We start from the raw sequence: 14,067 nt of genomic DNA, 5'->3' as shown, positions 1-14,067 counted from the left end.
CTCAACTAAATTTTGATCAGGCCGAGTTTCAGCGCCTTCACAGTTGCCCCGACCCGATCCGACGTGCCCAGCTTTTCATAAATGCGTTTGGCATATGTCTTAACCGTTTCCGGTGAGAGTTCTAAGATCGTCGCAATCGAAGTGGTTGATTTTCCGAGTGCCACCCATTCCAGAACCTCGCGCTCTCGCCCGGAAAGTTCGGGTGCTTCGCGCGTCGCATCGAGCAGCACGCAGACCCGTTGATGCGCCGCTTGCGCTGCTCCGCGCACTATGCCCAATGCAACATTGTCAATCTCATCAACCGATTTTCCAAAGTCGAACGAGGCATAGGAATTGCGACCACGCGGACCATACAATGGCAGCCCGAAGCCATGAATAAGGCCATGTTCGCGCATAGCTGCAAAATACGTCTCATTCTCCGGCGTGTTGGGTCCCATCGCTATTGCATCGGCCCATGTCAGCATTGCCCCATGCTTCATTGTTCGTGCAGGGATTGGGTCTGACCGCCGAAAATCCTCTTTGTCATAAAGCTCCAACCATGCCTCGCTATAACCGTTGGCATAGACATCTGTGCGGACTGAATTGGGTGCAGCAAAGATCGGCGAAAAATGATAGCTGGTGCGGATGGCACCTTGACCTTCGCACACTGCACGGATGTAGTTATCGACGTCCCCAAAGTCGTCTAAGCTCTCAATTTGACCGAAATATTTCTGCATTGCTTGGTCCGCCATAACACATGTCCCCCAATCAGGCGACTTATGCTTCCTGACAATTAACCCTAGAGAGAGGCTGTAAGCAACCGCGCTTCGGCCCTCGGGTCGCACCATGCCGAACACTCCCTCCGGGCTAGCTTACATCCAAAGCCCTCCTGATTGGCCTGCGTGCGACGCTAGCAAATCAGGGGGCATCGTGGCTTTTAATATAAGGAGTTCGGTATGCGGATACGCATGCGCGATCGCTTCGCCCGCGCGCTCCCGTTTAGGCGTAGCTCAGGCGAAACCGCATCAGATCTTTGCCTTGCTAACGCAGACAATGCGTTAGAGGTTGCTGCTGTCGCCACCTTATTGAGCGGTGTCTACAGCCGCGAGTGCTCCGGCCAATCAACCAACTTGCGTCAGGTTCACCGCGTCGCAGGCCTTACGCAAAGCGCAGCCCTCAATCTTCTTGCACGCCTTCAAGATGATGGGATGGTCACCATCATCTCGGCGCTCCACGATGAGTTTGAATCGCGAATTGAGCTAACCGACAAAGCGAAGCGGAAGCTATCGCAATTAGTCCAAGGGCCCAAAACACCTTCCATTCGCGGATAGGCGCGCTATACGCAGCGCCTTCGCCGATTCGACCTCGCTCATTAGAGAGCCTCGAATATCGGTAAATTGGCAGCATCGATAATATCCGAAGCAGCCCGATGGACGCATAGCTCAGTTGGTAGAGCAGCTGACTCTTAATCAGCGGGTCCTAGGTTCGAACCCTAGTGCGTCCACCAAGTTTCCCACATATTCTCAGTAATTTGCAGATTGCTTGGAGTGATTCGGCGTGGCGTCGGAGCCTAGAAACTCGCATCAGGCTCCCCATAGGCTCCATCGATTCCGCTTGTGTATAACTGCGCACGATCTGTCATCGGCGTTCACTCTTTGAAACGATCACAGCTCTCTTGTCGGGGATCGAGCATCACGAGCTCTCCTCTCAACTCTGTGAACACCCTGCCGCCTTCACAGTTATCGACACTGGAAAGCTCATGTGGCGATTGGTGGCGGCACTCCGTTCTCGGAGTGTCAATGGCCGGCCCCCACTTTTGGCTGCAGCGGATAATCGGTCTTCGACTACCTACCTAGAAATTGCTTGAGCCGCATTCAAAATGGGGCGTCGAAGACTTTTAGGGAAGTTCAAACTTCGGGTAGATGCAGACCCTATCTTCCGATCACGCCGTTAGTCCCGTCAGTATCTGAGCAGGTCGCTTCACTAGGTTATCAAGCTTCTTAAGAAGACCACACGTTCCACTAAGAGCTGCGATTGCCAAAGGCGGTATTCTGTAACCATTCTTTCGCACGAATGGAGCTGCCTCGATCACGCGAGCGAGCTGCCGTTCGGAAACGAGTGATCGAAAGCCCGCTCACCCAATTTTCGCTGCCTACTACCCATTTTTTCAAATGAAGCTGGTCGCCGGTCTTCCAATTCGGCAAACTGACAAAATGCTTGCTGAACGCGACATCGAACTTTCACGCTTGGCGACCCTCTTGGGGGCCTCTGATGCAGGCGGTCGCGTAGTGGCGGTGAGCGGCGAGGCTGGGATAGGCAAAACGGCTTTGCTTCGAGAATTCGCGGCACGCCACGCGGAGGGCTGTCGGTTCATCTGGGGCATGTGCGACGCTTTGTTCACTCCGCGGCCGCTTGGCCCGGTGCACGACATCGCAGCATTGATGGTCGAATTGGGCGATGATTGGCAGAATTCTGGCGGCACAGCCTTGTTCTCTCGGATTCTGTCCAAGCTGTCCCATAGCGAGCATCCGGTCGTCCTAATCATCGAAGATGTGCATTGGGCAGACATTGGTACGCTCGATTTTATCCGATTTCTGGGGCGCCGGATCACCATGTGCAGCGTCTTAATGATCGTCAGCTTTCGCAATGACGAGCTGAGTCGTGATCACCCCTTGCTGCGCGTTTTGGGGGACATTCCTAGCGATCAGACAGACCGGATCGAACTCCAATCACTTTCGCTCGCCGCCGTTACGAGGATGGCCGACAATAGCGGGCGCGATCCCGAGAAGCTGCTTTCTGTAACGAATGGGAACCCGTTTTTCCTTTCTGAGATTCTTGCGAGCAAAGATGGCCATCGGCAAGTTCCTGCGTCGGTTCAAGACGCAGTCAATGGGCGGCTTGCGCGACTCTCCAGTCAACAGATCAGGCTGCTTGAAGCTCTAAGCATAATACCCGTGCACATCGTGCCTGACCTGCATTGTGGCTGGATCAACGACTATCAAGAGCTGCTGCGTGACTGCCTCGACCTCTCGATCTTGGTCGAGTTGGAAGATGGGCGCCTTCGGTTCCGGCATGAGTTGGCTCGGCTCGCTACTTGCAATCGCTGTTCGTCTATCGAACTCCGGAATCTTCATCGCAAACATCTCGCCTTCATCCTCGAAAACTCCAAAAACCATGATGCTGGCGAGCTGCTTCATCATGCTCGCGGCGCAGTCGATGCTAAAATGGTGCTGAAATTTGCCCCGATTGCCGCGGAGAAAGCTGCGCTGCTTGGTGCGCACAAAGAAGCGGCCGACTATTTGGAGGCCGCACTTGAATATGTTGATGAGGCAAAACCGGAAGAGGCCGCACGGCTCTATGAAAGCTGGGCCTACGAAGCTGCAATCGCCCACCGGATCGATGATCGTGTCATCGAGGCCCGCCGCCATGCATTGACCATGTGGCGGGTGCTCGGAGATGATGAGCGTATCGCCGACAATCTACGGCACCTTTCGCGTCTTCACTGGTATCGCGGCGAGGCGACCCAGGCGAGTCGCTATCTCGACGACGCTATTCAACTGCTCGAACGGCTTGAAAACAAGGGTGCCCTTGCACTGGCCTACTCAATGCGTTCCCAAATCCACATGCTGGCTAGCCGGATGGATGCAGCAATCGACTGGGGACAGCGCGCACTCGCCGTAATCGAGGGCAAACCAATTCCTGAAGTGGAAGTTCATGCGCTCAACAATATTGGCACGGCGCGCATGTTCCTTGGCGATGAGCAAGGGATTGTAGATCTTGAGAAAAGCCTCGACCTTGCGCTGACACATGACCTTCACGAGGACGCAGCGCGGGTCTTCACCAACCTCTCAGAATACGCGGTTGACATGCGCAGGTTGGACATCGCTGAGTCGACCCTAGAGCGCGGGATCAAGTTTGATACCGAGCACGAACTCGATAGCTGGACCTTTTATCTGCTCGGCCGCAAAGCCCAACTCCGTTTGGAGCAAGGGCGGCTCGACGAGGTCGAAGAAATCTGCCGTTCAGTAATCGGAACACCAGGGCAGACATTGCTTATGAAACTGCCAGCCAGGATCATGTTGGCTCGGCTATACGTGCGAAGTGCGCATGACGACGCTGCTTCGACACTTCAAAAGGCATATAAGGATGCGCTGGCAACTGGTGAGGTGCAGTATTGCATCCCGATCTTGATAGCGATGCTGGAGCAGGCCTGGCTTACCGATTCAGAAAATCTCGCCACACAAGCTGTAAGTGGTCTGGACCGGATCGAGCAGTCGTGTTTCAGCCTGTGGGGCCGCGCCGAATACAATTTCTGGTGCGATCTGACTGGGACGGCTCCAAAGCATGCCAGCTGCGCGGACGAGACACCTTTCGGATCAGCCATTCAGGGCAACTATGGTGAGGCCGGCATGCAGTTCGCGAGGCTGGGTGCGGACTACCTTGCCAATGTTTGCTTTGGCCTTTCGAATAGTGCGGAGACAGTATCCTCAGGTCTGGCGGCGCTGAACCGGCAGGGCGCAAAGGGTGCGACCAAGCGATTAATTGAATTGCTTGAGCATCGCGGAATCGGGCGAGAGGATGTTACTCTGCCGCGTGGCCCCTACAGTGCGGCTCGCGAGAACGCTTTTGGCTTAACAGCCAAGGAAATGATCGTGCTTGAGCACCTTGCCAAAGGACTTAGCAACGCTCAGATCGCCGAGGAGATGTCTCGCTCACAACGCACAGTCGAACATCACGTTTCAGCAATTCTGCAGAAACTCGAGGTGGAAAACCGACTCGGTGTGTTGCTGAAGTTGCGCGACGAGCCATGGATCATTGGTGAAGCTGAATAATGACTTCGGCCATGCACTGAGACTTCGCAGCTACCCTCGCGAAATTTAGGTAAGGCATTTTCGAAGAATGGGTAGCTGCCCCGATGACGCATCCAAGCGCGCCAATACCCTGATCTCCACCACTTTTGGAATGGTGTGAAAACGCGAATGCCGTGTTTTGGGGGAGACCGAAATGAAAATGATGCTCCGTGCCGCTCTATCTTTGGCCATCGCTGTGCCCAGCGGCATGCCCGTATACGCTCAAGAGATCCCTCCACTAAATCGAGAACGATTTGAAACTGCGATGCATGACCGCCTGCGCGGAAATACGGTTGGCTATGCCTTCGCGCTGACAGGGCCGGTCAACATCCTCGCCGAAGGAGCGGATGGCTGGGCACAGAAACCGGGTGACGGCAATGTTCGCATGACGGTTCGAACGGCCAGCCATATCGGCTCAGTGAGTAAGCTGATAAGTGGTACTGGGCTGCTATACTTGCTGCGGGAAAAGCCGATAGCGGATGGTTCGGTAAACCAGCAGCTTGATGCACCGCTTGCTGACTTCCTGCCGCAAAAGATGAAGCAGGCCTATAGCGCGCGACTGACTGGGGTGACTCTACGTACGCTGTTGATGCACAAATCGGGCCTCAATCGTGCACCGGGAGATGTCGGCTATTGCGACGGTGGTGCGCCGGTCCCCGACGGCTGGATCAACATCGACTATGGCCTATCGCGTGGTGCGCAAGCGCCGGGGACAAACCGTAAGTACGACAATTGCAACATCTCGGTCTTGCGCTTCGTCATCCCGCGCATTGCCTTTCCGGACCAGGCAGCATCTATCGATCAGGCTCACGCAGACAAGTCCGGTGCGGCCTACGGCAGAGCGATCGAACCCGCTTACCGGTTCCTTTACACGGCATTCATGTACACGCAGTTTTTCGATACTGTTTTCCGCGGAGCCGTCCCGACTTGCAATCCTGCGCGAGACCGCGGCCCAGACAAATTCGCCAAATATTACTCGTCACTCGGCGATCAGGTCGGCGGCTTTGTTGAACCCGAAACCTGCAACCCGCAGGGCAGTTATTACATGAGCGCTCGCCAGCTCGCGCGGTTTGCCAGGCAAATGGGTTTCACCAATACACTGGTCGGTCGAGGCATTCGAAGGCGGATGACTTCACCTGCCAACATTGACGACCGGTTGGTGTTCAATCGGATCATCGCTGACACGACCTTCCTCGCCGAAACGGGGAAGCGTAACTGGGTCTTTCACGGAGGATCATTCAGAGGTGCATCGGCCGTCGTGATCAAATTACCTGGTCGGCGCTATGGCGTGGCGGTTTCGAATAGCGACGAAATCTCGTCAGGCGACCTCGCACGGGCACTTTTCAACGCATATGTGGCCGCGACTAAAAACGCGCCGCGGCGCATCAGCGGTTGAAGCTGTCCGACGTACCAGAAAACAATTCGCGCTCCGTGAAAAAGGAATTCGCCATGACAGTTCGATCGAAATTACGCGCCTGCATCGGGTTGGTCTTGCTCACCCCATTGGCCACGCCTGCGCAGGCGGAAGGTTACCTGCAACCCTTTATCGATGGGCGTAACAATCTGCACCGTAACATAACAGGTGAGGACCTGGAGGCTTTTGCCATTACCCTTCGCGAAAGCGACCGAATTGTGATCGATATCGAGATGGAAAACATCGTGCAGTGCACGAGCCTCAATAAACGCTGTCTACGTTTTCATCTTATCTCCGCACCCAATCCTGACAAACGCGGCTGGGATATTGCCGGAGGCGTGCGAAAAGAAGTCTACGATGATCTTTGGCGTACCAATCGCGATAGAGATTACCGGCCAACAGACATCGAAGCGCTCACCAAACGTGTCTCTAACCCTGGTGGCCAAGGCGGTGCCAACGAAGTCTTTTATGCAGGGCTATGGATCGAGAATCGGGAGAACTTGGCTTGGGCATCTTTTTCCGAAATCGAAGGCAGGCGTTTCAATAAAGAATTCCGGCAAAGAGTTCGTGATGGATCGATGGTACTGGTCGACCACGAAGCAAGCGGGTTCAACAACCAGAAAGTTGCGGCCATCTTTGTGCGTCCGCGCGCCGAACATCGCACCTCGCGTTGGAAACCCACCCAGGCTGAGTATTTGGCTGATGCCGCCCGTGTCTTCAGTCCTTCAGGAGGGTGGCCGCTATACATGAGGCCGGGCACACGGTTCGAAATGACATTACGCCAGGACGGCGTTCGCGAAGCGCGCGTCTTCACAGCTCTGAATGATCGGCAACTGGCGAACCGCCTTACCGGGGCACGGAGCGATGGCTTCCAGTTGATCGATATTGAGCGAAACCGCGATAAATGGATGACGATCTTCGTGCGACGTCGTCGAGAATGACCGTCACTTAAAGGGGGCGGCGGTGACCACCATCGCGTGTTGCGACCCGGCGATGGTAGTCACCTGCATAATCGCAGCTTCAGTGTTGGACCTGTGGTATTGGTCGAACTACGGCGAAGTAAGGCGGATCTCTTGGCAGCGCGAAGACGCTTCCAGCAAACGGCGATCTCAACAAATCCACCCATCACTCAATACAAATGGCGGTTTCTTCCTGTCGCGAGCAACCTTGGAAACGCTGGCCGTTGTGAAGTTGCTAAATTTCTTCGCTCAACATTCCCAGAGCAAAGCCCATTCCAAGCAGGTTCGACCAAAAGATGGCAAAACACCCAACTGCTTCATCTATTTACTCTCGACAGAGAAGCGACAATCTAGTCGGCGTATTGAACTGTTCGTCTAAAAGACGAACGGTGCATGCTGGGAAATTGGCAAGCAATCGTGCCGACACAGTGGGTAAGCCCACTAATCCTCCTGAACACGATCTTCGGATTGATCAAGTTCCGGCCCTAACTCCTCAACTGGTCGGTAAATACTGTCAGCTCAGGGTCGGATCAGCGGACGAAGCTATTGCTCCGCTTTCGACCCAAGGACCGGTGATGGCGAGCGTGCGGGTCGGCGCATAGGCGTTGACAAAGAACCATTTGCCATCCGGGGAGAAGCAGCCACCCGCAAGCTCGGTTTGCATACGTAGACGCCCAAACTTGTAAGGTACTCCCGTGGGTGTGATGCCGCGCAGGTGGTTATCGACCACCTCGGTGTATTGATCCTCGCAGACGATAAGGTGGCCATTGGGCGCAACACAGAGATTGTCTCCGTAGTTGAACTGATCCGTGCTTTCGCTCTCAAAGAACAGCTCGATCCGGTCAGCGCCCTGTCCACGACCGGGTACGAAACGGAAGACCTGGCCAAGCGTCTTCGATCCACCGCTAGTCGAGCAAATAAAGAGGTCGTTTGTACCCATATGAATGCCCTCACCCCGCGCGATTAACGCTGCTCCTCTAGACGCCGCGCGTTTGCGCAATTCGTCATTGGGAGCCTCAACATTGTCGAGATCGATCCAGCGGACCGGATAGGATTTGCCACCTAACATACGTGCACCACCCCAGTTCCGCGTATCCGAAAGTCCATCGATCACCATCGCCTGAAGTTTACCGCCATCGGAGAGTTTACCCGGTGTGTTCGGCAAGAAACGATAAAACACGCCATCATCTCGGTCTTCGGTCTGATATACATATCCGGTGAGAGGATCGACGCAGGCGGCTTCGTGATTGAAGCGCCCCATGGCGCGCAGCGGGACCGGATCGACAAGGCCCGTTGCATCGCCAGGCACCTCGAAAACCCATCCGTGATTGACCGCAAGTCCGTCGCCATAGCGCTGGCCCGGACCAGTCGGGGCTTCCTCGCAAGTTAGCCAGCTACGCCAGGGCGTAACCCCACCCGAACAATTGCGGATCGTTCCGCCGAGCGAGCGGAACTGACGTTTCACCTCGAGAGTGTTTGCATCGAGGACGATATTGGTGGTCCCACCCGGCACGACCTTGCCTTTGTGGGTTCCGAAGCCGTTGGCGATAGGGCCACCGGCATCGTCGCTTGGCACCAGTTCATGGTTGCGCACCAGCACGATCTCGCCGGTGTCGAGATCAAGGCAACCCATCCCGTCGGCCTTGTCCGGAACACTGCCGCCGTCATCCATGGTATCGCCGAGGCTGGAAAGCACCCGGTATGAAAAGCCTTCTGGCAGGTCCAACATGCCAACCGGATCGGGAACGAGCGGACCGTATCCCGTTAGCGATTGCGCATCTGAGGGCACATTCGCGCCTCTAGTCATGCATCCGCTGGCTATGAGTGCCGTGAACGCACTGCCTGTCGCTGCTAGAAACTGACGACGGTTTGGAGCGGCTGAAAACATATTCAATTTTCCTCGATATCGATCAGATTGACAGCGGTTTTTTGTAATAGCGTGAAGACCAATGGGTTCGGCGAGCTTAAGACCCTTCTTTGGCGTAGCCTAGCTCCTCATTTTCAGCATAGCGTTCGAACCAGGCCAAATTGCAGACGCCTTAGCCGCACTCTGCGAAGGGCGCGCAATGACGCGGACTAGCACTGGGCACCTGGACAAGCGTCGTTGGCACCCTGCGAGCTGTGTTGCGGAATGATATTGCACCGCTTCACTCCCAGGAGTGGTTTCGACGACAAACAGTATTGATATTTGAACATTGCCGATCAGGGATAGCAGAGACTGCTCCTAGAGTTTCTGAAGATTTTCCCATGGTCGTGAGCCCACCCGGCACAGTCCGAAATAGCCGGCATTGTCTGCCGTCAATGCTTGCGTGGTCCAATTGATCACCGATTTTTGCGTTGCTGCGGCGCGGAATCGATTGGCCTTTCCGATGCCCCATGAGGTGAGCACACTGTCACCCGAACCACTTGTGATGAACAGTTTACCAGGATTGGTAGCCCCGATTGTGATGGCGCGATCGACTATACCCAACAAGTCATCATAGTCCTGGCTCGGGTATGCCTTGTCGATCTCCTGAGCGAACGCTTCACCATAACAGGTCGAGGCGTAGAGCTGGCTATTAGTCGAGAAATGCAGGCCATATGCGGCAAAAGGGCCGCTGTGAATCTCAAGAATGAGAGCTACGCGCGTACGTTCTTCGTAGTCCGGATACCGCCACCAAGAATGCGAATGCAAGAAATTGAAGCATTGCACAGCTCTCGAATCATTAAAACTCGCAGCGAATTGGGGAGACCTAAACTCGCCATACGCACGACATGACCAAACGGCCCCTACCGGACGATATCCATCTCTTCGATTAGCGCATCCGCATTGTCGACCTTGTCCATCACCCATAGCATGTAACGCGTGTCTACATGGATCGTCCGGGTCGTACGCGGGTCAAAATCCCAGTCGGAATTGACGCTTTCGAAGGTACCATCGAACAGCAGACCAACAAGCTCACCTCGCGAATTGAGCGTTGCCGAACCGCTATTCCCGCCGGTGCTATCTAAGTCGGATAAAAAGTTCACCGGCACAGAGCCGATGCTCTCTAGTGCATAAGACCCATAGTCCTTAGCCCTGATCCGTTCGAGTAGTTTGGTGGGAGAGTTGAACGGGTCCTCGCCAGTGTCCTTGTCAGTGATCCCTTCAAGCTTCGTGAAGGGCAAATAGGCCATTCCATCGCGCGGACTTCCGCCAAGCACGTTACCAAACGTGACACGGAGAGTGCTGTTAGCATCAGGATAGGTTAGGTCGCCGTTCTCGCGTTGCCACCCAGTGATTGCATCCATGTAGGCTGGGCGTAAAGCAAGTGAGCGGCCCGCGCGGGTTTTGCTCTCAGTTTCGAGATGGAATCCGTACTCATACATCGCAACCGCCAGTTGTATGAAGGGATCTTCGCTTGCCTCCATATCCGCGGTCGATGCTTGCATAAGCGCTAGCCGAGTATCAGCGTCACCCAGCTTCGTATTTTGGTAAAAACGATCAACCAAGGCAGGCAATTCGTCAGCTGTGGTCTCGGAGACCAATCCAAGCGCCTGATCAAATGCAACCACTCGTTCGCTCATCGGCTGGTTGATATAACCTTGGAGGAACAGCAACCACTCGGCCTTGTCGACCGCTGGGTCAAACCGCCGATCTAAGGCTTGCAGGCCTTGGCGGAAAAATGTCATGTCACGTTCCTGATAGCCAGGCTCGCGATCAGCATTGGGCTTCTGCCGCTCTTTTGACAGCCTATAGAGACGTCGAGCTACCGAGAATAGAGAAGGCCGTGAGACATTACTGTACCAGAAGTTGGTGCGCGAAGCTTGGGCGGTTTCCTCTGACAAGGCAGCGAGCTGTGCGATGGCTTGACCATAACCTGCTCGCGATGAATCTGCTGAAATCCACTCGCTCAATGCAGCTTCCCGATCGCGGCGCCGCTCAACCAGTCCGACCCGGCGTGCGCCTTCAATCTGGCCGCTCAGGTTCTTGGAGAAATTGTTGAGTCCTGCGAGACGAGCCTCGTATTTCACACGTGCATCCGAACCTTCGGGAGCGGCTGCTTCGATGGTGGCGATCCAGTCGTTGAGTAATGTTTTGAAAGTCGGATAGCTCCAATTGAACGTGTTCTCGACTTCGGCCAGCAAAGTATAGCGACTGGTCGAGCCTGGATAACCCGCGGCCATAACGAAGTCACCGTCGTCAAGTCCGCTTGCACTTACCTTAAGGTGATGCTCGGGTTGGTAGGGTACATTAGCTTCATTGAATTCGGCCGCTGAGCCATCAGGCGCGACATAGGCGCGGTAGAAGGCGAAGTCGCCAGTGTGACGTGGCCACTGCCAGTTGTCTATGTCGCCGCCATACTTCCCGATCGAGTCCGCCGGTGCGTAAACAATCCTTACATCGCGTATTTCTAGACGCTTAACTAGCTTGTATTGTGCACCGCCATAAAAGCTGGCGACCTGGCAGCGATAACCTGTCACTTCTTCACAACCAGCGATGATGTCCTTGCGGCGTTGCTCGACCAATTCGTAGCGCTCGAGCGGCTCTAGCTCTTCAGAGCCTTCGCGAACCTGGCCAGTCACGTCGGTGACTTCGGTTGTGACATAGATCCGCGAGCCGGGTGCTGCGGGGAGTTCATCACCTGTGGCCTGAGCGAGAAAACCATCCTCAAGATAGTTGTTTTCAGCTGTAGAGTTGAACTGCACCGATCCACGTGCGCAATGGTGGTTAGTGACCACCAGCCCTTGGGACGAGACAAAGCTAGCGGAGCAACCTCCTAAAGAGACCACTGCCCCCATCGGAAAGCCAGTTAGATCGGCCAACGCATCTGGATCAATCTCAAGCCCGGCGTCCTCCAGTTGACCTCCGACCTCCTGCAATTGATCGGGGGTGAACATTCCCTCTTTCGCTGAGAGCGGCGGCGCCAGCGAAGTTGCAAACAGCAGATTGAGCGTAAGGAGTGTCGTGTGTCTCATGGAAATTGCCTTGTGTAATGGGGCGCCCCAGGAGACGCCCAGTTGGGCACGGATGACAGGTTGTTTCATAAATGGCACCGCGTCCATATAGTCTATATATTCGTCACAGCAGTTTGGTCATGCATCTGATCTGCAAGTCAATCTGCGATCCCTCGTTTTGTTGTGAGGTAGGTCGCAAAGCTAGCGAGCCAGTGACTGCCTGAATAATGTTCATCGGAGACCGCTGCGATTCCAATCTCGCGATGGGCGTTTGCCGCCGCAGTTAGTGCGGCCACACGTTCATCATCCTTTGGTAAAGCTGAAGCGATACCCTCCAACGCCCAGGCCCGTGACAGGTTGACCCCGTCGAGATGCACTAGTTTGCCGTCAGACGCATCCAGCACAATGCCTGGCTCCAGCCAATCACTGCCACCATCTCTAGGAATTTGAGGCAAAAAAAGCTCTAACCAATCCGCGAATTCATCCTGCGCCATCACGCGGCGCATCAGATCAGCTTCCATTAGGCATGGCGAGAGAAAATCCTCGCCTGATGGCTCGTAAGAAAGCGGACAGTTCTCATCCTCGCGGTGGAACTTCAAAGTCTTCGCTCTCAGTTCAGCCGCAAGTTCATCGTTACCGACACCGTTGGCATAGTCGAGCATCAAACCAAACGCGAAAGCGGTTTGATTGTGCGTACCCAATCGGATGGGATAAGATAGTTTTGGCAACCAACTGCGGACTTGCCCAACGATAGCGTCTTCGAGCGGACGAAGAATTTCACGCCATTCTAATAACTGCGTATCGTCACTCTGTTCCAATTCAAGAACGAGCTGCAGATACCATGCGATGCCATATGGACGTTCAAACGAACTTCGTCCTTCGGCTTCGTAATAGGCCAGTTCGGCAGCCATATTCTCAGGTGTAAAGCTCATTGCCAGTTTCGAGCGGATTTCAGGCTCCATCACGCTATCTGGTTGAGTATTTAGAACGCGGGTAAGGAGCCAATGACCATGTACAGACGAATGCCAATCAAAACAGCCATAAAATGCCGGTGTTAACGCGCTGGGTGCGCGCGCATCGTTGGCGGATTGCATCACATGGCTGATCTTGTTTGGATATTCGCGATGAACGCAATCGAGTGCTAAGATCGCAAATTGATCGACAACCGTTTCAGGATTGGGACGATTTGATGGATCGCTTGCCTTGCTGCCCTCATCACTTGGTGGGTTTGAGCATCCCGCAACAAGTAAGATCGCTAAACCGACACTAAAAACCTTCATGGAAAGCTTCCTCTCTATCCTAGCTGAGAGAGTAGGTGGCTTGTGAGGCGCTCTGCAAGTGAAACTGGCACAAAGAAGGGCGTTGGACTAAAATCGGCAGACAAAATTTATCAGTGAAGTCGCTTCGAGGCAGAAAATAGATCGTGCGATGCCTGCTGTTGATGAAGCGATCTGTGGAAGCGTTTTCAGGGGAAAATTCAACAAAGAGAGGCAGTCAGTTTGGGGGCTGACGCAGTGGAGGCTGTGCCCTTGAACCGGCATCAGCGTCGAGTTTAGCGCTCACTGGCTAATAAGCTGCGGATACTGCGATATGGATATCGCGAGAATAACAAAAACAAGCCTACCTATCTTGCATTTTCGAAACGCAGCGAGGGATCGGGCGATGAAGGGCCATGGTCTCGTTCGAGGAGCTTGGAACTCATTCGTTCGTCAAACCAAAGCCCTGATCATCGACAAAGTCAAAGACAACACACATGCGCCCTAAATCCTCTTAAGTCACTCCAAAATCGCACACACTGTACGCTACTTCAACGTCCACATAGAGAACTCACTTAATCTCTCAGAGATGACTGAAATCTGACCATCCATATAGTAAGTTAAGAGCCACCAGCTATCCGCTACTGGGGCGACAGGTGAACGGCGACTTTGCGGTTATCATACATCAAAAA

General features: G+C 54.4%; 9 protein-coding genes and 1 tRNA gene. 5 read left to right on the top strand and 5 right to left on the bottom strand.

Features of this window, described 5'->3' with window-relative positions:
* Nucleotides 1-5: 5 nt before the first annotated feature.
* The gene (locus AC0V6O_RS06930; RefSeq protein WP_472638589.1) at nt 6-731 is read right to left on the bottom strand and encodes a helix-turn-helix transcriptional regulator; all 726 of its coding nucleotides are present in this window, start codon (nt 729-731) and stop codon (nt 6-8) included.
* 679 nt (nt 732-1,410) lie between these two features.
* Between AC0V6O_RS06930 and AC0V6O_RS06925 the strand changes: the two genes are divergently transcribed.
* The 5 genes from AC0V6O_RS06925 to AC0V6O_RS06905 all read left to right on the top strand — a co-directional run bounded on the left by AC0V6O_RS06925 (nt 1,411) and on the right by AC0V6O_RS06905 (nt 7,581).
* Nucleotides 1,411-1,486, top strand: a tRNA-Lys gene (locus tag AC0V6O_RS06925).
* A gap of 664 nt (nt 1,487-2,150) precedes the next feature.
* Nucleotides 2,151-4,811, top strand: coding sequence for an ATP-binding protein (locus AC0V6O_RS06920; RefSeq protein ID WP_486142682.1), 2,661 nt, complete (start codon nt 2,151-2,153; stop codon nt 4,809-4,811).
* Nucleotides 4,812-4,983: 172 nt separating this feature from the next.
* A complete protein-coding gene (locus AC0V6O_RS06915; RefSeq protein WP_486142680.1) occupies nt 4,984-6,225 on the top strand; it encodes a serine hydrolase domain-containing protein in 1,242 nt (413 codons plus the stop codon).
* On the top strand, nt 6,222-7,184 hold the full coding sequence (locus AC0V6O_RS06910; protein ID WP_486142678.1) for a hypothetical protein: 963 nt from the start codon (nt 6,222-6,224) through the stop codon (nt 7,182-7,184). The genes AC0V6O_RS06915 and AC0V6O_RS06910 overlap by 4 nt, the downstream gene beginning before the upstream one ends.
* Nucleotides 7,185-7,206: 22 nt before the next feature.
* The gene (locus AC0V6O_RS06905) at nt 7,207-7,581 is read left to right on the top strand and encodes a hypothetical protein (RefSeq protein ID WP_486142676.1); all 375 of its coding nucleotides are present in this window, start codon (nt 7,207-7,209) and stop codon (nt 7,579-7,581) included.
* Between the two features lie 135 nt (nt 7,582-7,716).
* Here the strand turns inward: AC0V6O_RS06905 and AC0V6O_RS06900 are convergent, their stop codons facing one another.
* The 4 genes from AC0V6O_RS06900 to AC0V6O_RS06885 all read right to left on the bottom strand — a co-directional run bounded on the left by AC0V6O_RS06900 (nt 7,717) and on the right by AC0V6O_RS06885 (nt 13,399).
* Nucleotides 7,717-9,090 (bottom strand): alkaline phosphatase PhoX, encoded by a 1,374-nt coding sequence (locus AC0V6O_RS06900; protein ID WP_486142674.1) that lies wholly within the window; start codon nt 9,088-9,090, stop codon nt 7,717-7,719.
* Between the two features lie 336 nt (nt 9,091-9,426).
* Entirely contained in the window at nt 9,427-9,876 is a 450-nt protein-coding gene (locus AC0V6O_RS06895) for a prolyl oligopeptidase family serine peptidase (protein ID WP_486142672.1), read from the bottom strand.
* 95 nt (nt 9,877-9,971) lie between these two features.
* A complete protein-coding gene (locus AC0V6O_RS06890) occupies nt 9,972-12,140 on the bottom strand; it encodes a S46 family peptidase (protein WP_486142670.1) in 2,169 nt (722 codons plus the stop codon).
* Between the two features lie 137 nt (nt 12,141-12,277).
* Nucleotides 12,278-13,399: a DUF2891 domain-containing protein gene (locus AC0V6O_RS06885; RefSeq protein ID WP_486142668.1), complete on the bottom strand. Its 1,122-nt coding sequence runs from the start codon at nt 13,397-13,399 to the stop codon at nt 12,278-12,280.
* Nucleotides 13,400-14,067 lie beyond the last annotated feature (668 nt).

This window comes from Erythrobacter sp. JB2-19, assembly GCF_057365005.1.
This window is presented reverse-complemented; position numbering and strand designations above follow the sequence as displayed.